The organism is Crocinitomix algicola (genome assembly GCF_001661595.2).
Classification (GTDB): domain Bacteria; phylum Bacteroidota; class Bacteroidia; order Flavobacteriales_D; family Crocinitomicaceae; genus Crocinitomix; species Crocinitomix algicola.
Genome location: NZ_LYPF02000007.1, coordinates 176,994 through 199,279, shown reverse-complemented (window position 1 = coordinate 199,279; position 22,286 = coordinate 176,994). Strand labels below are relative to the sequence as shown.

Annotated in this window: 25 protein-coding genes and 1 pseudogene; 19 read left to right on the top strand and 7 right to left on the bottom strand. The window is 33.9% G+C overall.

The genetic code is table 11. The features are described from left to right. The first annotated feature begins 70 nt into the window (after window positions 1-70). The gene (locus A8143_RS05165) at window positions 71-970 is read left to right on the top strand and encodes a TIGR01777 family oxidoreductase (protein ID WP_070137743.1); all 900 of its coding nucleotides are present in this window, start codon (window positions 71-73) and stop codon (window positions 968-970) included. Between the two features lies 1 nt (window position 971). Here the strand turns inward: A8143_RS05165 and A8143_RS05160 are convergent, their stop codons facing one another. Together A8143_RS05160 and A8143_RS05155 are read right to left on the bottom strand one after the other, a co-directional pair. Further along, on the bottom strand, window positions 972-1,595 hold the full coding sequence (locus tag A8143_RS05160; RefSeq protein WP_070137742.1) for an SH3 domain-containing protein: 624 nt from the start codon (window positions 1,593-1,595) through the stop codon (window positions 972-974). Window positions 1,596-1,661: 66 nt separating this feature from the next. Next, window positions 1,662-3,896 carry a CotH kinase family protein gene (locus A8143_RS05155; protein ID WP_070137741.1) on the bottom strand — a complete coding sequence of 745 codons (2,235 nt, stop codon included), beginning with the start codon at window positions 3,894-3,896 and terminating at the stop codon, window positions 1,662-1,664. A 189-nt stretch (window positions 3,897-4,085) separates the two neighbouring features. Between A8143_RS05155 and A8143_RS05150 the strand changes: the two genes are divergently transcribed. Both A8143_RS05150 and A8143_RS05145 read left to right on the top strand, forming a co-directional pair. Then, window positions 4,086-5,537 carry a hypothetical protein gene (locus tag A8143_RS05150; RefSeq protein WP_070137740.1) on the top strand — a complete coding sequence of 484 codons (1,452 nt, stop codon included), beginning with the start codon at window positions 4,086-4,088 and terminating at the stop codon, window positions 5,535-5,537. Between the two features lie 114 nt (window positions 5,538-5,651). Next, the gene (locus tag A8143_RS05145) at window positions 5,652-6,224 is read left to right on the top strand and encodes a hypothetical protein (protein WP_070137739.1); all 573 of its coding nucleotides are present in this window, start codon (window positions 5,652-5,654) and stop codon (window positions 6,222-6,224) included. On the opposite strand, the gene A8143_RS05140 is transcribed toward A8143_RS05145, so the two are convergent. From A8143_RS05140 to A8143_RS05130, 4 genes are all read right to left on the bottom strand, one after another. Next, the gene (locus A8143_RS05140) at window positions 6,225-7,517 is read right to left on the bottom strand and encodes a DUF1129 domain-containing protein (RefSeq protein WP_070137738.1); all 1,293 of its coding nucleotides are present in this window, start codon (window positions 7,515-7,517) and stop codon (window positions 6,225-6,227) included. It lies immediately after the preceding gene. Between the two features lie 10 nt (window positions 7,518-7,527). After that, window positions 7,528-8,439 (bottom strand): ABC transporter ATP-binding protein, encoded by a 912-nt coding sequence (locus A8143_RS05135; protein ID WP_070137737.1) that lies wholly within the window; start codon window positions 8,437-8,439, stop codon window positions 7,528-7,530. Between the two features lie 73 nt (window positions 8,440-8,512). Beyond that, a complete protein-coding gene (locus A8143_RS16850; protein ID WP_139134270.1) occupies window positions 8,513-8,707 on the bottom strand; it encodes a hypothetical protein in 195 nt (64 codons plus the stop codon). Further along, window positions 8,686-10,758: a WG repeat-containing protein gene (locus A8143_RS05130; RefSeq protein WP_083261228.1), complete on the bottom strand. Its 2,073-nt coding sequence runs from the start codon at window positions 10,756-10,758 to the stop codon at window positions 8,686-8,688. The genes A8143_RS16850 and A8143_RS05130 overlap by 22 nt, the downstream gene beginning before the upstream one ends. A 285-nt stretch (window positions 10,759-11,043) precedes the next feature. Here A8143_RS05130 and A8143_RS05125 point away from each other — a divergent pair, with 285 nt between their 5' ends. From A8143_RS05125 to A8143_RS05075, 11 genes are all read left to right on the top strand, one after another. Further along, window positions 11,044-11,598 (top strand): GNAT family N-acetyltransferase, encoded by a 555-nt coding sequence (locus A8143_RS05125; RefSeq protein WP_070137735.1) that lies wholly within the window; start codon window positions 11,044-11,046, stop codon window positions 11,596-11,598. Between the two features lie 267 nt (window positions 11,599-11,865). Continuing rightward, complete coding sequence (locus tag A8143_RS05120) at window positions 11,866-12,156, top strand: hypothetical protein (RefSeq protein ID WP_070137734.1); 291 nt, start codon at window positions 11,866-11,868, stop codon at window positions 12,154-12,156. Next, the gene (locus tag A8143_RS05115) at window positions 12,153-12,803 is read left to right on the top strand and encodes an alpha/beta hydrolase (RefSeq protein WP_070137733.1); all 651 of its coding nucleotides are present in this window, start codon (window positions 12,153-12,155) and stop codon (window positions 12,801-12,803) included. Before A8143_RS05120 ends, A8143_RS05115 begins: the two co-directional genes overlap by 4 nt. Before the next feature lie 80 nt (window positions 12,804-12,883). Then, window positions 12,884-13,840, top strand: a complete 957-nt coding sequence (locus tag A8143_RS05110; protein ID WP_139134269.1) for a toxin-antitoxin system YwqK family antitoxin — start codon at window positions 12,884-12,886, stop codon at window positions 13,838-13,840. 276 nt (window positions 13,841-14,116) lie between these two features. After that, a complete protein-coding gene (locus A8143_RS05105; protein ID WP_070137731.1) occupies window positions 14,117-14,443 on the top strand; it encodes an ArsR/SmtB family transcription factor in 327 nt (108 codons plus the stop codon). Further along, entirely contained in the window at window positions 14,440-14,892 is a 453-nt protein-coding gene (locus A8143_RS05100; RefSeq protein WP_070137730.1) for an SRPBCC domain-containing protein, read from the top strand. The genes A8143_RS05105 and A8143_RS05100 overlap by 4 nt, the downstream gene beginning before the upstream one ends. A gap of 61 nt (window positions 14,893-14,953) precedes the next feature. After that, complete coding sequence (locus A8143_RS05095; protein WP_083261227.1) at window positions 14,954-15,265, top strand: DoxX family protein; 312 nt, start codon at window positions 14,954-14,956, stop codon at window positions 15,263-15,265. 250 nt (window positions 15,266-15,515) lie between these two features. After that, the gene (locus tag A8143_RS05090) at window positions 15,516-16,070 is read left to right on the top strand and encodes a hypothetical protein (protein ID WP_070137729.1); all 555 of its coding nucleotides are present in this window, start codon (window positions 15,516-15,518) and stop codon (window positions 16,068-16,070) included. Between the two features lie 149 nt (window positions 16,071-16,219). Next, window positions 16,220-16,516, top strand: a complete 297-nt coding sequence (locus A8143_RS05085; RefSeq protein WP_070137728.1) for a type II toxin-antitoxin system HigB family toxin — start codon at window positions 16,220-16,222, stop codon at window positions 16,514-16,516. An 11-nt stretch (window positions 16,517-16,527) separates the two neighbouring features. Next, entirely contained in the window at window positions 16,528-16,896 is a 369-nt protein-coding gene (locus A8143_RS05080; RefSeq protein ID WP_070137727.1) for a helix-turn-helix domain-containing protein, read from the top strand. 43 nt (window positions 16,897-16,939) lie between these two features. Next, complete coding sequence (locus A8143_RS05075; protein ID WP_070137725.1) at window positions 16,940-17,131, top strand: hypothetical protein; 192 nt, start codon at window positions 16,940-16,942, stop codon at window positions 17,129-17,131. A gap of 7 nt (window positions 17,132-17,138) precedes the next feature. Here A8143_RS05075 and A8143_RS17415 read toward each other — a convergent pair. Further along, window positions 17,139-17,324, bottom strand: a pseudogene (locus tag A8143_RS17415) (hypothetical protein); the annotation flags it as partial. Window positions 17,325-17,451: 127 nt separating this feature from the next. Between A8143_RS17415 and rhuM the strand changes: the two are divergent. From rhuM to A8143_RS05050, 5 genes are all read left to right on the top strand, one after another. After that, the gene (rhuM, locus tag A8143_RS05070) at window positions 17,452-18,474 is read left to right on the top strand and encodes a virulence protein RhuM/Fic/DOC family protein (RefSeq protein WP_070137724.1); all 1,023 of its coding nucleotides are present in this window, start codon (window positions 17,452-17,454) and stop codon (window positions 18,472-18,474) included. Window positions 18,475-18,551: 77 nt separating this feature from the next. Continuing rightward, entirely contained in the window at window positions 18,552-20,090 is a 1,539-nt protein-coding gene (locus A8143_RS05065; RefSeq protein ID WP_070137723.1) for a rhomboid family intramembrane serine protease, read from the top strand. A 683-nt stretch (window positions 20,091-20,773) separates the two neighbouring features. After that, window positions 20,774-20,977 (top strand): hypothetical protein, encoded by a 204-nt coding sequence (locus A8143_RS05060; protein WP_070137722.1) that lies wholly within the window; start codon window positions 20,774-20,776, stop codon window positions 20,975-20,977. Window positions 20,978-21,017: 40 nt separating this feature from the next. Continuing rightward, window positions 21,018-21,479, top strand: a complete 462-nt coding sequence (locus tag A8143_RS05055; RefSeq protein WP_070137721.1) for an RNA polymerase sigma factor — start codon at window positions 21,018-21,020, stop codon at window positions 21,477-21,479. 1 nt (window position 21,480) lies between these two features. Then, window positions 21,481-22,053, top strand: coding sequence for a hypothetical protein (locus A8143_RS05050; protein WP_070137720.1), 573 nt, complete (start codon window positions 21,481-21,483; stop codon window positions 22,051-22,053). Window positions 22,054-22,286: the final 233 nt, after the last annotated feature.

Sequence of the window (22,286 nt, the reverse complement as noted above, 5' to 3'; positions counted from 1 at the left end):
AAAAATCAACTTTAATGATTTAGGGCCTGTATCGCAAAACTTTTTGTTGCGCAATTTGTTATCTTTAAATATGAAAACTGTTTTAATTACTGGAGGAAGTGGGTCTATTGGAATGGTATTAAGTCGAAATCTTACCCAAGCAAATTTTGAAGTAAGACATTTAACGCGAAATCCTAACCCTGCTAAAAAATATAAAAACTTTAAATGGGATATTGAATCTAGTGAGCTTGACATAAAAGCCTTTGAAAACCTCGATTACATCGTTCATTTAGCAGGTGAAAACGTTAGCGCAGGCCGTTGGACATCAGCACAAAAGGAAAGGATTAGAAATAGTCGAATAAAAAGCTTAAACCTGCTTTTAGATAAATGGCCAAAAGGGCAACGCCTTTCAGGATTGATTTCGGCATCTGGGATAAGCATTTATGGCACACAAACTGTTGATCAAATATTCTCGGAAAATGATGATTTTGGAGATGACTTTTTAGCGCAAGTAAGTATTGATTGGGAAAAAGCAGCTGCGCAATTTTCTAGGATAAGCGATAGAGTTGCAATGGTGAGAACTGGAATTGTTTTAGAAAAAGATTCGGGGGCTTTGAGCAAAATCCTTCAGCCTATAAAATACGGTATTGGATCACCACTTGGCTCTGGGAAACAATATATGCCATGGATTCACATGAATGATATCGCTGGGATATATCAATTCATTTTGGAACATCCTGACATTGAAGGTCCGTATAATGCTGTAGCGGACGAACATGTTTCAAATGCAACCATGACTCAAACGATTGCTAATGTAATGCGTAAAAAACTATGGGCGCCAAATGTACCTGAATTTGCTTTAAAATTATTGTTTGGTGAGATGGCAGATATTATACTGAAAGGTAGTCGAATAGATAATACAAAAATTAAAAACAGTGGTTATAAATTTGAATTCACCGCGCTAAAACCTGCATTAAAGAACTTGATTTAAACTATGAACAATTGGTAAGTGGATTACCACATATCCATTTAGTTTTAATCCAACCCCGGTATGTTAATCCATCAATTTCGGTATTAATAAAAACCCAATCACCACACCCTTTTAACGGTCTTAAACCGCCCAGTTCTTTATTGAACGAATTTTCTATTCGACCGTTGTCGTTCGGATCTGTGTACAACGAAATTTCTTGCCCACCATAATTCCGCGTGTCAAAAGCAATCACTGATGAATGCACCCATGCAAAATGCCCTTTGATATTGAAATCCTCATCTATGCCAATAATAGGGCTTTCAATTTTAAACCAGTCCCCGTCTGAAGCGACTATATGAATCATATATTCCGCCTCGCCGTCGTTCCACGGCAATGCCTTGAGAATTTTACCATTTGGCGAAACTCTTATGTTTGTATACTCCTCGCCTGGATCATATAAATAAGCTTGAAAATTAGTTTCACAATAATTGTTCAATGAGCCATTTGATTTTTTATTGTCTTCGAATGATAGGTTGGCTGTAAGACTCAGTTGCATTAAAGGGTCAACTCCACTATAGCTATAATTGGATTGATTTTGCTTACAAGCAATTAACATTAAACTAGAAAAAAGAAAATACAATTTCATAAATCATGTTTTAAGTTTTCTCAATTTAACAAAATAATAAAACGTAAAACAATGAATGACAGACTATTAATGCACAACCAACTTTTGGTAACTGCCACGATTAAGCAAATAAACAACGTAAAGACCTGCCTTCCAATCTGAAACATCTATAGTTTTTTGCTTAGAGAAAGATCCTTGCGCAATAATTGCCCCGTGTACATTGAAAACAAGATAATCTTCCCAATTTTCATCAGTTAGTTCAAGGGTGAACTGAGTGGTTGCTGGATTTGGATAAAGCTTGACTTCAAGATGTTCAGTTCCTTTACTTCTAACGGAAAGGGGACTAAAACGATTCTCTGCACCAAAAGTAGGAAACATTCGAATAAAGGGGCCTGTACCATTAGGGTATCTTCCATAAGTAGTTGACGACGGCATTTCTGGATATTTCACACGACTTAATTCATACCCTTCAGGACTGGAAAATGAAATCGACTCTCCATTTGCAGAAAGTTTGAAATTAGCATGTAGCCCTTCATCTAAAGTATCTTCATCCATCCAAACTGTAAGATATTCATTTGCAGGAATAATTGTGCCCTCTGGAATTCTCCATTTCAGCGGGTTTTCACTAGGACTATCTGACAGGTAATAGCCTCCAATATCTTTATTTTCATTGGTGCGATTATACAACTCAACCCAATCCTCAAATTTCCCTTCTTCATCTACAACCGACAAATCGTTTTGCGGCATGATTTCATTAATTACAACTTCACCGGCAAGTGCAATATGATAAAACTCATGCGCTGCACGAACTGGAGAAAACTTACCCGCGTTTTCATTTTCAGCATAAATATAAAACTGAATATCTTTAGCCGTTGTTTCAATTGAAGCACCGTAAACAAAATCACCAGCTGCACCATCATCATGAAGACCGTCATCAAACATTTGTATTTCGCTAAATTGATCTTGATAATCACTACGGTATTTTAACGTCACTGAACTTGCATCAGTGATGACGGCGTTTATAATTACCGAACTATAGGCTAATGGTTGAGCTGGTAGGGTATTCACCGTTGAAATTATTGGGGCATCAAACGACCATTCAGGCAAACTTGTTAAATAAGTAATTCTTCCTTCCATTAATTCCGTAAGTCCAACAATATCTCCATCAGGATGGAAAATCGTGTGGTTAATATTTTCAGAAAAATCGCTTTCAGAAAAAAAGGGGTCAGACTCATTCAAAACAGATTCATTGATGATTGTTTGGAGCGCTAGGGCACGATCCAAATACCAGTCATTTAAAAAATTTTCTTCCAGAATTGTTTTAGCGTGCGCTATATATTTTTTACGATATGAAGCATGCGACAATAAACGCAAAATTAATGGATGTGTTCCGTCCGAAACCCTAAGAAACAGATCCATTTCTATTAACTCTTCTAATGTTGCCGGTACATCGGTAATTTTCCTATTCCCTCCAAAAGTCTCATCTAAATCCCAAATTATTGGTAGAAATCGATTGTTATTATCTTTTAAGAGATAGTAATTTTCTTGTGAGAATCCAGTGTATGAAGATAGGTTTACAACAACATTATTAAAAGCCAACATCCATAAAGTTCGATCAATATCAAGATGTTCTGGCAATTCACTTATGTCAAAATTCAACGTAAAGATAAAGTCCACTAAATCACCCCAACCTTCTTGGGATTCCAACTCATAATGATCATAATAAGTTATAGAATCTTCACCCAAATAAGCCAAAGTAGCACCCGAAGAAATGTCACTTGGCGGATTGCATTTAAAGCGAATATTATCACGATCACAATACAAACGTCGTTGATGGTAAGCATCATTTACAACTTCAACATTTGAAAACAAACCATAATAATTGTCATTGATGAAGACTTGTGTAAACCCCGCCAAAGGGGCATCCATGTATTTTCGAGCAATTTCGTACCCAAGCACTTCTCGAACATAAGAAGGATCTTTTTTATTATTCGATAGTTTTAAGGTTGTATACCCTTGGCACTCTTGATCTGTAATGTAATCTAAAGAGATATTCAAACCATTCTTCAACCCGTCCGGGTCGTACGAGTCGCCACCTCTAAAGCGCACCCCTACTTGATTATAAAAATCCCCGTTGATATAACAGATTGCAACTAAACGCTCTCCTTCATCATTTGCATAGTATAAATCTAAAGAATCATCCCAATCGTCTACTTCAAATTCCAACCTTATTTCCGTAAGCTGTTCGGCATCGTATAAATTTTGTGCAAATCCATTGTGAAATAAAACAACTATTCCTATTAATGCGAAAAGTAACTTCATAATTCTTTAAAACTTGAGTCACGAAATTAAACAATAATGCCAATTCCAAGGTTAAAAACTTTACGTAAAAAAGAGATAATAGGTTTATAATTAATAGGATTTTGCACTTCTGATTAGATAAAAAAATAAAATTAGATGGATCTATAAGGTTACTTTTTTGAAGAAAGGATATTTCTTAATAAACGTGTTATGAAATTATTATTTTCCTCAATTTTCGTTCTAACTCAACTCATCGGTTTCACTCAACAGCGTCCTGTGAAACTTGTTGACACCTACCAAATCGAAAATTCCAATCCAGGCGTTTGTTCGTGTAAAATCCCTGTCAATTTTAATTTAGACGATCCACTTGAAGCACTACCCGATTCATTAGAGGATAGAATTGTTGAACGCATTGATTTGGTATATACTACCTACGCACTCAACCCTACATTTGATCAACTTAAACTAAACAATTCTCGTGTAGCAAAATTTAAAAACCGTTTCCCATTTGTTACTGAAAAAAACATCCAATGGACTGATTATGGCCAAACTATCGCTAAAACAGCATTTCACGCCAAGAATTTGTTTCATGGATTTGTGGTGTACTATCGACCAAAACCGACTGTCGAAACAATAGCGAAAGAAATTGCCTTTATTGATTCAGTAGTTGAAGGAAACCTGATTTCATCTTCCAGAAATCACCGTATTGATTCGGGTTCCTCTACCGCTTCAAAAAAAACTGTCAAAACCAGTATATCTGCCATTCCATCTGAATTTGATTTGGCAGTTGGTTCATGTTATGAGGTTACAAAGTTCAAAGATTTATCAGATACCGCAACGATAGTAAAATTCGTTGAAAAGATCAGGCAACTTCCGAGGTATGCGGGACATCAAATAAACGTATCGACGAGTAAAGTACCTGATTTGTATTTGTACCAAGGCACCTATTTAACAGAAGTGAAGGATTGCGACTATGCCGAAGCCACAACTGCCAAAACAGCTGTTCTTGACGATTGGTTTAACGCAGGAGACTATGAACTTGTACAAACTATTTATGAGCGTAATACCAATTGGCAAAACACGCATGTAGTGATGGATGTCACAGGAAGTATGTCTCCCTATATTGCAAAAACTTTGGCTTGGTTAAAACACAATCAACAGCAAAATAAAATTGATTCATTCACCTTTTTTAACGATGGCGACACCACACCAGATTTCGCGAAAGTGATTGGAGAGGTTGGAGGGATTTATTCTGTAAACAATACAATATTTGATTCTGTTTTTAGCACTTTAAAAAAAGCAATGCTCGCTGGCGGAGGTGGAGATGTAGAAGAAAACAATGTTGAAGCCATGTTATCAGTACAATCTAATTTTAAGGATTGTGACGCAATTGTATTAGTTGCAGACAACTTTGCCACACCGAGAGATTTATCTTTGGTTAAACAACTCAATGTTCCGGTTCGAATAGTTTTATGCGGCGCATTAAATCGAACAATAAACAGGCATTATATCCAATTGGCATACGATACAAAAGGCAGTATTCATACCATAGAACAGGACATTAATTGTCAGGATATCAAAACCAATAAAACCATCAAAATTGGAACTGCTTATTATACACTTTTCGAAGGTAAAATAATGATTGCAAGTGAAAAAGCCTAAGCCCGAAGCATTTCTTATGCAAAATAAAACTCACTGTTATAAAAGACCGGTGAGTTTTTGTTTAGGCATTATTTTTGTTCAATTAGGATTGTGAAAGTTTTTAAATCATACCTGATGACCTTGCTATTTATACCCTTATTATTGTGGAATTGTGAACTTGAACCCGTTCAGCCTAATACCGATATTACTACAGAAGACATTAAACTTAGTACCACTTTTACAGAAGACTGGGATGATTGGGAATTTGAGATAGACGATTTGTCGTATGAGCTTGAAACACGATTTACAAATGATTGGGATAGTTGGGAAGTAAGCGGAGACGAATTTGAAGCGAGAATTGAGACCAACTTTTCAGAAGACTGGGACCATTGGACTTTAAAAAACGATGAGTTTTCACTGAGAATTAGAACCTCTTTTAATGAAGATTGGGAGAACTGGAGAATCGATGACTTAAACAGTGACTGGAATGCAACAGTACGCACTTCTTACAGTGAAAACTGGGATGACTGGGATGCCAACTTTGATGATGGACATTTAGATATTAGAACAAGTTTTTCAGAAGATTATGATCGCTGGGATGCTTACGGAAATTTTCCAAGCAATACGCCTGTTGCATTTAAAATTGCTCTCTTATTCCCCCCAATAATCACTCATATTATGATGCGCCATGAACTCATAGAGCCGTGATTATTTCTGCGCGGGCAAACTTCTAAATTTTGCATAAATTGGTTTGAATACTGCAACACTCAACACACCGAGTACAACACAGGTCCAATAGACAAATTCTTCTTCTTTCAGACCTAAAATACGCCTTTCTTGATATTTATACCACCAAGTATAATTTCTGTTCGACCAAATGAAAGCATAAATGAACAGTGGTAAAATGGGTAACCAAAAATTAAGATACATCGTCATAACATAGGCTGATAAATTTAATTTGCGTTCGGAAAATCCTCGCAGTACAATGGCTGCAACTAGGAGGTAAGCTAAAAAAACTATAATTAACCCAAGTTGAGCTGCACTATCATTTGATCGACGAAGTATTGAAAAGATCAAAAAAGTAACAATTCCTGCCACAAGTGGTGTCAAACAAACACTAATTAAACCAAAGACAAATTGCCGGGTTTTCATTTGCTTAAAAATCCAAACGACTAAAGACAACCATCCGATAACAACGATCCAAATCATCCAAAAGTCAAAATCACTCCATATATTACTTCTCCCATTAAAATGCAAGTCCCTCAATAAACGCACCTTCTTTTTGATGCCCCAATCTTCATTATAATAATCAGACCCAATCCCATCTAAATTATTTAACTTATTCTGAATGACTTCATTACTTGATATGGAAATTTTATGATCTGTATATTTGTTGTAAGACTTGATATAATTCTCAATTCTTCTTTTTGCTTCAGCTCGTCCAATAATTTGTTCTGTTCCTCCACCATAATAGCCTGCACTAGCACCCCAATTATCAATAAAATCAACTTCATCATATTTAAAATCTCCATTCGGTAATACCTCCAAATATGTTCCTCCGATCAGAGCCTCACCTTTATTCAAGTTTTGGATATCAACTAAAACTTCTTCTGCACTTGTTGAAAATTTCACTTTTAAATCATTCGAATAAGGAACAATCAATACCACTGCAAGGGCAGTAAAAAAAACTAAAGCGTATAAAAAATAGTTCAAGTATTCCAACCCAAGGTTCATTTTTCCTCCAGCTTTTGCAACATTATATCGTGCCTGAAAAACAAACCAATAGACCAAATAAATGAGTACAGGTATAATTAAACTAACGATTAATAATTCTGAAGACGGCACTTCATCTGTAGCCGGATTCCATCCTACTGCTAGGTTTAAAAGAAGGACCAAAGCAATAAAAACTAATCCTAACGGAAAAAAATAATGCACCCGTGTCACCCAAATTGAAGGAAAGTAATGCAATAAGTAATTATCAATTTTTTTTAAAAGATTCACGTGTCAGGTTTTAATCATTAAATAATCTACGAGTAGACGAACTAATATCTCTGAAGTATGCTATTTTACCGTTCTTTTGGAGTACTTGCATTAAGAACTCTTGTGCAGAAACGGAGAGCGGTACTTTGACATGGGCTGTCTTTCCCACTTGTTTTAAAACACCCTTTTCTCCAATCAACTCCTCTAATACTCCTTGCGATAAATTAACTTGAATTTCGAATTCATTAAAAGTTCTTGTCTCTCCAATTTTATCGACTTCTCCGGCGTAAACCATGGCTCCCTTTTTCAGAAAGACAACTGAATCGGAGACATTTTCAATTTCATGGAGCTGTTGCGAGCTAAGGATTACACTTACTTTTCGATTAGGTTCGGAAACAATTTCCCTTAAATCCGATAAAAATTTATTTTGTGCATTGATATCTAAATTGGCGATTGGTTCATCCAACACTAATAATTCAGGACTACCAATTAACATTCGCGCCAATTGAAAACGTAGACGGTAACCGGTTGAAATTTCTTTCCATTTTAAATCCGCGTATTCTTCTAGACCCAGTTTTTGAAGTAAATCATCAATTAATCGGTCGGCATCTTCTCCGTGAATTCCACGAATACTAGCTTGAAAAACAAGGTTATCTCGAAGAAACCCATGCCATTTTGGAATTCGTTGAGGAATATAGGCAATACGAGAGCGTATCTGTTCCCAAGATAGTGTATCTGCAGGTTTTCCATTAAAATAAAAAAGGTCCCCTCGATCGTGTGATAATTCGCCTGCAATGATTCGAAGCAGTGTCGTTTTACCGTTCCCATTTTCTCCTACTACACCCGTAATTTTTCCGGCCGCTAGGTTGATTGATACCTCTCCTAGTCTAAATCCACCGTTTCCGTATGCTTTAATTAGGTTTACACATGAAAATAAATCCATTAATCTCGTTTTGAATCGTTTGATTAACGCCTAAAATAAGGTTTTATTTCTTGTTCGTGACAAGTTATGGGGCTTAATAGTTCAATTGCTGATATTCAACATTATTCAAGTATCGTTCATCAGTCAATGTTTTTAGAAAGTTTACAAGGTCCTGAATATCTGCATCATCCAACATCAAGCCAGTATCCATAGTCATTTCCAAGGCGGGATCAAGTGTCGGTGTTTTTATTTCGCGCCTATCATGAGCTACCTTGGGAAATCCAACCAATAAGTTCCTTTATTATCGACCACCCTTATCTGATAGTTATTCATATTTGGGTTAGCACTCCAAGAAACTATTCGATCAAATTTACAGGGAAAAACCTCCTTACCAGCGAGGGTTTGAACACCAATCTTTCCATTTTGTTTGACTTGTACATATTTGTCCCAAATTATCTCCGAAATCCATTCATAATCAAAAGGAATCTTAACCTTTGATTTTGAATTAATCATCCCCCACTTACCGTCTTGTTGCACTTTCAAATAGTCTTCAGAAAGCACCATTAGACCTTCATATTTAAACGGTACTAAAATGTCCTCATCACAATCGATCACCCCAAACTTACCTTCTTTTTTCGCCATAATCATACCGTATTTTAAATAACCTAAAGACTGATATCCAATATCAATGACGACCTGGCCGTCAGTACCAATTAAACCATAAAGGCTGTCGTTTCCTACTAAAGCTAGTCCGTTATTAAATGAAAATGCTTTTTTAAATTGGTTGGGAATAACGGTTCTTCCTGTGGTATCCATATACCCGTAACGATCGTTGATTTTAAATAATATCAGTCCGTTGTGAGGAACAGCATCAATTTGCTGATAAACACAAGGAATGGTTTGTGCAAAATCATTTAAAATTGCTCCATGGCGCTCTTGATAGAAGTAAGATTGTGAATAGAAATATCCATCTTTTTGAATATACGTGCGATTCATGGTGACAAAACTCCTGTTCTCATTAATTGGATGTATTGAATTGTAATAAGAATCACTTAGCAATTGTCCTTTTTCATTCACAATGCCAAATTTTTCATTATTTCTCTGAACGATGTATAAGGAATCATTGATCTTTCTTACATGCGTATAAATTAACGGTCCATTATTTATACCGAAATATGCTCCCCGTTGAAATACATTATAATGGAGGCGTTGTTTGATTTGAAATGGCAGTTGATCACAAAGTCCCAAAACTTCTCCTTCATGATTCAACCAGTGATATTTCTCTTCCAATTTTACGATGCTTGAATCTTGATTAACTATCCAAACATCATCATAACTACATGGAATAACCTCTTCTCCTTTCTTATTAATTAAACCCCATAGCTTATTTTTAACTACGCGAATTAAATTGAATTGCGGATGTCCCTCTACGAATTCATATACTTCTTCATTGATTGGCGCATAAGTTGTGTCAATTATTTGATACGCATAATTCAGATGAGCCAACCTTAACTTATTTGCTGTTCGGTTGGAATGATGCCCTTCACTAAGCGGTAAAATATCCGAGAACTCAACCTCAAAAACCGCATTGGTGGACCGGCGATAAACATTTGTTACCCTGTCATTCTCGAACAATAAAACCTCCTCTTTTTCAGGGAGAAATCGATAATGTGTAAAACCAAAAGGCAACAAAGTATCCAACTGAAAATTCAGTAACCCAAAACTGGATTCATTTCTCGCCAAAAAACCATGCTCAAACAATTCAATAAACGCATAAGTTGGTGGAACTAGTTCATTGCCCAAATCATCAATTATTCCAACTTTATTGGACGCAACCTCGACAGAAGTATAAGGTTCTAAATCAAAAACTTCATTAATGTTATAGATTAAAAAATGAGACTGAGTCTGCTCTTTTTTATTAAAAGATGCCCCCCTATAAAAACCAGGAAAAGAAGCGAACACTTGTTGATTGTTGGACACAGAATCAACACTAAAATCGTAAAATCGCTTAGTCAGCGAATCTAAGTTTTCATGAGTGTTATAGGCTTTAAAAACTTGTTTTTGTTCATTTCTAAAAACATAGGCATTCATACGCGGTGCAGCGATATCAACTTTATAGCTCGATCCTCTTGGATGCAAAGCATCTAAATAAGAAGTGTAAGAATCCCAGGTTTGGATATAATCAATTTCAATTAATTGCACTCCATTTTTATAAGGATAAACATGGACTATTGGAGCCTTAAAGGCATCTTCATTCGGCTTTTTCCAAAATTGCGCAAAAGAAACCTCACCCAACAAAATAAACAACGATGCAAAGATAAAACACGGAGACTTGAACATTTTCCAAAATTATGAGAACAACCTAAAGTGAGCAACCTAAAATGAGGGAAAGGCCATACTAATTGAGGGAAATTCAACGGTTGAATTATTAGATTGTGTTTTTAAATCTTTTTAAAGAAATAAAGTTTATTAGTTTTAGTGGAGCGTCAGGCTGTCTAATAACCTAATTTTGACCATTTGATAGTTGGACAGGTACCTTGGAAAATTTTGAAATAGCCAATTCTCAAGGACTTAATTTTACTTATTAGACAGCCTGGCGTTGCGTGTAATTAAAAACACATACTAATGACAAATCCGAATTTATTTATTGAAACTGAAAGGTTATTAATCCGTCCATTTAAAATGGAAGACATAGCGTCATCCTATATCATGAATTTAGATGCAGAAGTTAGTAAATACACGGGAGACGGTGGAATTGTATCTAAAAAAGAAATTGAACGAAGGATTGTCGAAAATGTATTTGGAGATTACGAAAAATACGGATTTGGACGGCTTGCTGTTGAATTAAAAGGAGAAAATAAATTTATTGGATTTACGGGACTAAAATATCTTGATGATATGGACGAAGTGGATCTCGGATATAGGTTTATGAAAGAATATTGGGGAAAAGGAATTGCTACCGAATCTGGAAAGGCATGCGTGAATCTTGGATTTAACAAACTTGGATTAGAAAAAATAATTGCAATGGTTCTCCCAGACAATAAAGGTTCAATTAACGTTCTTGAAAAGCTCAATTTCAAATACGAAAAAGAGATTATTGAAGATAATCAATTGGCAAAAGTATATGCTCTACTTAAAGAAAATATCACCTCACAAAGAACTGTGCTAAAAAACAATTAATTTTTTTTAAATTTCTTTTGAAACAGGTTGCATCCTGTTAGAGGTGTGATCATATTTACCAAGTATAACAATAACTTGCTTTAAAAGTTTATTGCAAACGACCATTAACGCTTTCTTTTTGATATTACTCATTCATAAATAACTCGACATCCTTTGTCCTGAATGCCTGACTATAAATAAATGGGAGTTTGTGGTTATTTCTGAACTTTATCTCTTTAAAAGGAAATAAAGTTTATTATTTTTAGACAAAAGTTGTAGCCCATAGAAATGAAGATTGAAGAGAAAGAAAGAATCTATAATTTTGTAATTTCACCGAGTGGATATTCAAAGGAGTTTAAGAAAGTAGCTCAAATTATTGAAACACAACTTAAAATTAAATTCAGGCAAAAACTGAATGATTTAGAATCATATTATTGGGTTTTTGATTTTGAAGGGGCTGAAATTAATTTACATTTAAATGAAATGATTGGTGATGTAGAGTTATTTGTTGACAAAAGTGCATCTAATAATTTAGTATTAAAAACACTTATAGAACGTGTCAATATGTATACAAAATGAAAATATATGCAATTAGCGGACTAGGAGCAGACGAAAGGGTGTTTAAGTATTTGTCTCTTGAACATGAATTAGTTCCCATAATTTGGATTGCACCTAAAAGTAAAGAATCCATAGTTGAATATGCAAATCGTTTAATTAACGAATATGAAATAGACCAAGATGAAAACTTCGGAATTTTGGGAGTCAGTTTTGGAGGACTAATAACAGTTGAAATTAGTAAATTATTAAGCCCAGAGGTGTCAGTTCTTATCTCTTCGGCAGAAACAAGAGATGATTTAAGTGGAGTAATCAAAATTGCTGGGAAATCGAAACTAATTGAGTTGATACCTGAAAGATTGTTTAATCCTCCTAAAGCAATAGCTCATTTTCTATTTGGAACAGATAAAAAGGAGTTGTTGAATTCCATTTTAGATGATACGGATTTGAATTTTGCGAAATGGGCAACAAGAGAGCTAATCAATTGGCAAAATCAAATAAGATTACCAAATTTGATTAAAATAGGCGGTTCAAAGGATAAGTTGCTCGCTCCTAAAGGCAAAAACACAATCATAGTTGAAGGTGGCGAACATTTTATGATTGTAGATAGAGCAGATGAAATTAGCGAAATTATAAATGAAAAAATAAAACAGGCTACAACACAAAAATAAAATTCACCGCTAGCGCGGTTCGGCATAAATGCCTAATTTTATTCAACCGTTAGCTACAATATCGATTAGAATCAAATAATATGAAAGTATTACTCTTGGTAATTTCCGTTCTTTATCTAAATACCATTTTTTGTCAAACTTATATAAACGACAGTATAATGGGTATTTATGTTAAAAATGAAGAAGCATCAAAATATTTTGACCCAAGAGGAAAAGGGGAAACCAAAAATGGTCTGAAAGAAGGGCATTGGAAAGAATTTTTGTTTGATCGATTCTATTATTATAAAGAGGAAGAAGGTATAGTTAATTATTATGTTGAAAACCTTTTAACTTACGGAGAAGGGAACTATAAAGCTGGAAAAAGAACCGGTAAATGGAATCTTTATTTAATTGAGAATGAAACAAGAAAAAAATTTCTTTCGTTAACTGCAAACTATTCAGAAAATATTAGAGATGGAAAAATGATTTATTATTTTCCAAATGGAAAAAAAGCCGCTGAGAGCAAAGAAATAAAAGGAGAAGTAAATGGAAAATTAACTTCATTTTACTCAAGCGGAAACATTTACCAAGTAATTCATTATAGACATGGTAAAGGTGAAGGCGAGACTAAAATCTATTATGAAACTGGAGAGATAAAACATGTTTATAATTTCTGTAACGGTATTATTTGTGGGTCGTCAATTGGATACTATAAGAGCGGTAATAAAAAATTTGAGAATAGCTACTTAGACGGAGAACTCAATGGAAAATCTGTTCATTGGTATGAGAATGGAAACATTAAAGAAAAATGTTTTTACATTCTCGGGAAACTTGACAATATATTTCAATACTATTACCCATCCGGTCAACTTTGGGTTGAGCGTGAATATGAAAATGGGCTCTTAAAAGAAGTGAACCACTTGTATGATAAGAATGGGAAAGAATTAGATCACGGTACACTCTCAAACGGAAACGGTACATTATTTTATTATACCGAAGAAGGAGTCATCTATTTGACAAGAGTCTTTAAAGACGGGATTCAAGTCAGTAAAGATTAGAAAAACTGTAGCTAACACAGTAACTAAAGTTAACTGCCGCCCGCATCCGCGCACAAAGACCGCCCATATTGTGTCCATATCCGAGCAGCCGACCCTTGCTCCCATTATCCGGATTTCCCGCCCACTTAGCACCGCAATAAATTGCTAACTTTAGTCAAACGTTAGCAACAACAAAAAAACACCGCTAAAATTCGGTACAGAAATCATTTTGTGATAAAATAATTTGCGTAACCGAACGGTTACTCTTATATTTGTAACCGAATAGTTACACATATAATGAGAAGAGATGTTTTTCAAGCAATAGCAGACCCAATTAGACGAGAAATTATTGAATTACTTGCTACTGAAACTTTAAGTGTAAATGAAGTTGCAGAAAAGTTTGAAATCAGTAGACCTGCAATTTCTAAACATTTAAAAATTTTAAACGAATGCGGAATAATCGATTTTAACCAAATCGGTAGAGAGCGTTTATGTTTAATACAACCACAAAAACTAATACCTGCTTTTTTGTGGATAAAACAATACCACAAATTATGGGAAGACAGAATAGATTCCTTTGAAAATTACATTTATCAAATACAAACTAAAAACGATAAAAAATGAGTGATTTAGCAAACAGAACTCTAACAATAGAGAAAACACTTAATGCACCTGTACAATTGGTTTGGGATGCTTGGACACAATCCGATCACATTTTAAAATGGTGGGCTCCAAATGGAATGAATATTAAAATAATTCAACACGATTTTAGAGTTGGTGGATTATGGAAATATTCAATGCCAATGCCTGACGGAAATGAATTTATATCGGAAGGTACATATAAAGAAATTGAAGAATTTAAGAAAATAATTACCTCTGCGGACTTTAAACCTATGACCGAAAACGTAGAACTACAAACCTACTTTGAAGCAGATGGAGATAAAACCAAGTTTACTTTTAGTGTTATTCACGCAACGCCTGAATATTGTAAACAACAAGAAGAAATGGGATTCTATAACGGTTGGGGTTCAGCTTTGGATAGATTAGAAAAGCTTTTAGAAACCTTGAATTAACAGAAATGAAGTCAAGGACTAAAAAAATCATTTACTTCATTTCACCAGTTTGCTTACACTGATGATGTTGGCAACTATCGGAAATAGTATATTCAATCCTGAATTTGCAAAAAGGTTTTCAGAGATAGGGTTTCCAATTTATTTGATATTTCCCTTAAAGACTGCGAACACTTTAGGGCTAATAGCCATTTGGTCAAATAAATCACAAGTTTTGAAAGAATGGGCATATAGTGGTTTTTCCTTTCTCCTCTTATTGGCGTTTTTAGCAGAATTAAATGCTCCAGTTCCTGACTATATCTCTCCACCATTGGCTTTGTTGTTGATAATAACTTCTTACATTTTTTGGAAAAAGAAATATATAACTGTTGCCTAACAAAGAACTGTGCTAAAAAACAATTCATTTTTCAATTAAATTACTTTTGAAACAGGTTGCAAACGGCCATTAACAATTTCTTTTTACGCCTTCCTTTTGCTACTATTAATTCAGAAATAAATCGACCTGCTTTAACCTGAGTGCCTGACTATAAATAAATGGGAGTTTGTAGTTATTTCTGAATTTTATCTCTTTAAAAGGAAATAAAGTTTATTATTTTTAGTCAAAAGTTGTGTGCAATTCAAGCAAAATGAAAATAATTAAAATCCCTAAGGGCGTCAAGATATCAGCATTTAACGGTCCAACTGAAAAAATCACTCCTTCACTATTGGACGAATTAATGACACCAATTGAACAAAACAAAGCAAAAATTATTGACGCGGCTTTTGATATTGAGCGAGTTTTAGAGAGAATCATTTCTCATCATTTTTTCAAAGATCATGACGTTAACAAAGATTCAACCCAAGAATTTGAGGACGTGATTCTCAGGTCTGATTGGTGTACTTTTGCAGCTAAACGTAAACTGATAACCCACATAATAAATAAGGATGGTATTTTGACAGGACAAACAAAGTCCGACTATGATCAACTTCTGAGAAAAACAATGTCTTACAGAAATGCCTTTGCTCATGGAGAGTTAGCTACAGATGGAAGAGAGGTGCGCTTGTCCTACTTTGAAGGAAATCCAAAAGAAAAGACTCTTGACGATGCATATTTTGAGCAAGTTGAACTAGAATTAAATGAAGCCTGGAACCTAACCAACAAAGTTGCTATTATTACTGGTGCTCATAAAGAATATAAATAATAACTGCACACAACAAAGACTAAAATAAAGACCTTGCCTAACCAAACCGTTTCCTTATTTTAGTCAAGGCGTTGGGCTTCATTGAAAAAACAAGGCGTAAAAGTTCGTAATTAGAGAACTAATCTATATCTTTGTATTAGGCAATAATTATGAAACGAATAATAGCGAAGAAAACCTTGCGGGAATTTTGGGAAAAACACGCAGACTCTGAACAATATCTTAAGACTTGGTACGAGACCGCAAAAAATTCTAATTGGAATTCACCTAACGAAGTTAAAGAAACATATATTAATGCTAGTATTTTAAAAGAAAGTAGAGTTGTGTTCAATATAAAAGGGAATTCATATCGACTTATTGTTAAATTTAACTACGAAAGACAATGGGCATTTATTAGCTTTATAGGGACCCACGCTGAATACGACAAAATTGATGCAAATGCAATATAAATTAGTGAATTATGGAAATTAGACCAATAAAAACGGAAAAAGACTACGATAAAGCTCTGGAAAGACTCGAACTGATATTTGATGCTTCTCCTGATTCAAAAGAAGGAGATGAAGCTGAAATTTTGTCATTACTTATTGAAAATTACGAAAATAAATACTACACCATTGAATCGCCGGATCCCATTGAAGCAATTAAAATTAGAATGGAAGAAATGAACTTGAAACAGAAAGATTTAATTGGAATCATTGGTGGAAAAAGTAGAGTATCCGAAGTTTTGAATAAAAAGAAAAGACTAACGGTAGAAATGATAAGGGAATTAGAACGAATTTTACACATATCTGCTTCTGTACTAGTAAACAGTTATAAACTCACAAAATAAAAAACGAAAGGGCAACAAAAAGTATAGACTATCTGACTCTCAATTGGACGAATTATTTGGAAAGTATAATCATCAAATTGAGAATTTTGAACTCATTAATTCGGATTTAAATGTACTTGCTGATACAACGGTACACTTAACTGATGGATTAATTGATTGTGTAGAAATATGGAATAAATTGGGTGACTACCCAGAAAAGGAGTTAAACACATACGAATTAAAGAAATTTGAATAAATAAAAACTACTGCCTAACAAAGAACTGTGCTAAAAAGCAAGTAAATTTTACCTGCACACTTCTATAAGTTTCGTCATATTTACCAAATATAACAATAGCAAAAACTTGCTTTAAAAGTTTGTTGCAAACGGCCATTAACGCTTTCTTTTTACGCCTTCCTTTTGCTACTATTAATTCATAAATAACTCGACATCCTATGTCCTGAATGCCTGACTATAAATAAATGAGAGTTTGTGGTTATTTCTGAACTTTATCTCTTTAAAAGGAAATAAAGTTTAGTAGTTTTAGTGGAGCGTTGGGGTTAATTTGAAAACACAAAATGAGTAAAGAAACTAATAATATAGATGAGAATGGAGCATTTGTTGCGTTTAAGCCTGCTCAAGGTGTTACTGAATACCAAGTTATTCTAGACAAAGATTCTGACACTCTTTGGGCGACTGAACTTCAAATTGCAGATATTTTTGGAAGAGATAGAACCGTTATTAATCGACATATAAAAAATGCTTATAAAGAAGGAGAACTTGATGAAGCAGCAACTAGTGCAAAAATTGCACAAGTTCGATTAGAAGGAGGTAGAGAAGTACAAAGAGAAGTAGTTCATTATAATCTAGATGTAATAATATCTGTTGGATATAGAGTAAAATCTCCTCTAGCAACGGAATTTAGAATATGGGCGACAGCTAAATTGAAAGAATACTTAATTAAAGGGTACACCATAAATAAAAACCTGCTTCAATCAAGTGCTGACAAAATTAAAGAACTTGAATTACAGATAGATTATTTAAATGAAACTGCTTTTCAAAATCAAAAACAAATAACCGCTGGCTTCCTTTCTATAATAGGACACTATTCAAAATCGTTTGAACTTCTAAATAAATATGACACTGAAGAATTGTCAATGGAAGGACTAAATGAAGATGTCATTTACACTATAAACTACGATGATGTAAAGAAAGCTATCCAAGAACTTAAAAAGTCATTGATTCAAAAAGGAGAAGCATCCGAAATCTTCGGAAATGAAAAAGACAATTCATTTGAGGGAATATTAGGAAGCATTTCCCAAACAGTTTTTGGACAACTCGCTTATCCAACAATTGAAGAACAGGCAGCTCAGTTACTTTACTCAATAATAAAAGGACACGCCTTTAGTGACGGAAATAAAAGAATTGGATCATTCGTGTTTGTGTGGTTTCTTGAGCAGAATAATTATCACAAAAATCGAAAAGGAAAAAGGAAGATTAATGATAACACTCTTGTCGCATTAGCACTTGCCGTTGCTCAAAGCTTACCAGAACAAAGAGAGCTAATAACTAAGCTGATTATTAATTTAATAAAGAACTAACCCCAACAAAAAAATAAAGAGCATTAAAACGCAGCTTAGCCAAAACATCAACTCTCATTAAAAAAACAAATCGAACTTTGAACAATATTGGAATAAAACTAAAGGAAGTATACCTACCATTTTTAGTAGTCTCAATTGGGACTATTCTTTTTTACAACCTATTCAGGTGGACTTTTGACATTAAACTCGGAGTTCTTCCATTAAAAGAAGACTTGCTTAATTTTTGGATTCCTTTTGTTCTTCCATGGGTTCCAATATTAATTTGGCTTAGAAGAAGAATCAGAGTACTAAATATAAGGGGGAAAAGAGATAACGGATATTTCGGCTATCAATTTGCGATGGTAGTAGCAATGGCAGCTCCAATAATTGTAAGCCAGAATTATCTCGAAAAAGCCTCATTTGATCTCGTATCAATCTCCAGTCCATATGAAGCTAAAAATGAAAAAAATGAAAAGTACTTTGACATCAGTTCATTTCAAGTTTCCAAAAATACCAGCCTTTCATATATTACAGCCAGGACCTCAGGTAAAAACAATGACAATTTAAACTTCTATCTATATCTCGCCTGTCCTTTTGAAAATTCCGATAATGTTTGGTACGGAGTTGAATACACTAAGAATTTGAGCAATCGAATTAGTGACAATAAAAAAGATAAAGAATACAGAAATTTTCTTCAAAAATCTGAAAGAGAATTTCACACTTATGATTTCCAAAATGCGAAATACTTTGAAAAACTTGGTTATTCGGACGATAGAGACGGTTTTATAGAAGCAATCAAAGAAAAGAATCCTGCTATCAACGAATCTGAACAAATCATTCTTGTTCCTAAATTTGACGTTTTTGAGGAAAGGCTTGGGAATACCTTTCCTTGGATATTTGGTTCATTTGGGATAGGAGCTTTTATTTTGTTATTGATGATACTTATTCCAAAAATTGACGAAAAAGAACTAAGAGATTTTAAAAAGGATAAGCCATTAAAAGAAGACGACCTTAAAGATATGCTGAAATTTTTAGATCCAAGAGGACCTAATAAAGCTACTGCAATCCTATTACTTTTAAATATTTCTGTTTTCGTAATAATGATTTTCGCAGGACTGAATATTGTCTCACCAACACCTAAAGAGCTGTTGGAAATTGGAGGAAACAGGCGATTTGAAGTAATGAATGGAGAATATTGGAGACTTTTCACTTCAATATTTATTCACAGTGGATTATTACACCTTTTTATGAATTTGTTCGGTTTGGGATTAGGAGCTAGCATGCTTGAGGGAATTATCGGAAGAATTCAACTAGTAATAAGTTTCATAGTTTGTGGTATTCTAGCCAGTATGGCAAGTATTTATTGGCACGAGAATACAATAAGTGTAGGTGCTTCAGGTGCAATATTTGGCCTTTATGGATTGATTTTAGCTTTTACTGTTTTCAAAATTTATCCGGCACATATGCGTGGAATGACTTGGATGCTCTTAGGACTTTATGCAGGAGTTAGTCTGTTGTTCGGACTATTAGGTGGCGTAGACAATGCTGCTCATTTTGGTGGACTAATAAGCGGTTTTTTTCTAGGAGGAATATTGATACTAATTGAAAAAGAAAAGTTAATAAAAAACGGAAGTTAACTTGGGCGTAGTGTATGCCCTTCAAGACACGTCAGATAGCCTAACCGCTATACGCAAACAACCTCAACTTCACCTCCCTTATCCCTACAAAAAAAGCCCAACCAAAATGGCTAGTCTTTTAATGTACCCGAAACGCAACATTTATCGAACTTTTCCATCACTGATGACCTCAAATTAATTGAGGAATTTGGACAAAATTTTCGGCTTTTTGTTGCTTAAGTTAGGTTAAGAAAATCACCCATTTTAGTGTTTTAATGAATTTTATTTAGACAAAAATTTCTATTCATTTTTTTGTATCCACTTATCTATTCATGAGGAAAAAATAAACAAACTTGGATCTTGTTTAGTGGCGTTTATTTACTAATACTGGTGGTATAATCACGTTACATATATACTACCATATACCGAGATAAAGCGTACTTTTTAAGTCATAACCTCACTCCGATAACAAAGAGAAAACAACTTTGCACCTAAAGAAATTCATAAAAATAACTAGCTTTAAACCACTAAGACTTACAACCACCACTATTCTCAAGAGTATAGACGGTTTTAAATAATTAATATTAAAAAAGGTTTATTTATACACTTGTGAGCAAACATTTGGAAACCGAAAGCAAAAAAATCACATCTATCTGTAACATTTGACTTCGTTGTGTATCTAAAGGGTATAAAAATTCTAAAAAATGTATACAAAAAAAAAATCAAAATGGTTTCCACTAATTTCAATTGGACTTTTAATGGTAATACTTCCCAATATTATTGAACATTTGAGTTCTTGGCATATCTCAGATTTAGCAAAAGGATTATTGATAGGAATAGGTGTAGGATTTGAAATACTTGGATTACTTTTGATAAGAAAAGACAGACTTCATCTAAAAAAATCCTAATTTTCAGTATTTATGTTCAAGGAATATTACAATTATACAAGTGAACTTTGACGAAATATATAGTACCTATTCTTCAAAAATTTTTCGAATTTGTTTAGGCTATTTCAATGACGAAGACTTGGCTAAGGATATTACCCAAGAAACCTTCATATCAGTTTGGGAGTATCTTCCAAAATTTGAAAAACGTTCATCTGTTGGAACTTGGATATACAAAATTGCAACTAATAAATGTCTGCGCCAAATTCAAAAAGAAAAGTCGCACACCAAAACTGAACTTCCAATAAATTTAAAATATGTAGAATCGAATTTTGAACAAGAAGAAAAATTATCTAAGTTACATCAATACATTTCTGAACTTCCGGAATTGGAGAAGTTAATAATCACATTATCACTCGAAGGTGTTCCTCAAGAAAATATTGCAGAAATAATAGGAATTTCACATATCAATGTTCGAGTAAAATTTCATAGAATTAAAGCAAAACTTACTAAAAAATTCAACTAAAATGGATGATTTTGAAAACATAAAAGAACTGTGGAATTCCAATAGAAAATTGAATACTCTCGATACTGGACAAATACAAACAGTTATAAAAAACTTCCAGGCTAAGAAAAAAAGAAATGCTTTTCTAAATACCATTTTTTTTATTGCTTGTGGTGTTATCCTTCCTTTAATTGTCATTTTTTATAAGCCATTACTTTGGACTACCACTTTTGGAGAAATATTAATCGCCATAGGTTTTTTGTCTGGAATAGCTTTGAAATTCAGAACACTTAGAAATCTTACTCAAGATGAACTAAAATCCAATCGAGACTTTCTGGAAAACTTAATAATTAAGTCAAAACAAAAAGGGTCAAAAATGAATTGGCATTTAATTGTTTCTGTGCTTTTTTTAGCAGTAGGCTATGGATTTTTCATTTATCAGGAAGTCAGAGATAATCAATTCCATTTGATTCTAACCTATTCGGGGATTACGCTTTTCACATTGGTTATGTTTTTTATTTTCAGACCATTTGTAAAAAGAAATTCGGAGAATAAAGTTCAAAAAATGTTGGACGAGATTGAGGCTTTAGGTTAAAGAAGAAACGTTTGCTAACATGGTATAAATGTAATAGCGGTTAAAGTCTTAAATTCAAAATTCTTGTATAAATTGAAAGTAGTAAATTAGCCGAAAGAAAATGGAGAAAAAACCGCTACAACATTTATACGAGACAGTTAACCAACCAATTAACCATCACTTTCCAAGACTAAAAAACAAACCCTCAAAAACAACAAAACCCTCTCAAAATCCCAAATACTAAAAAAGCCAGC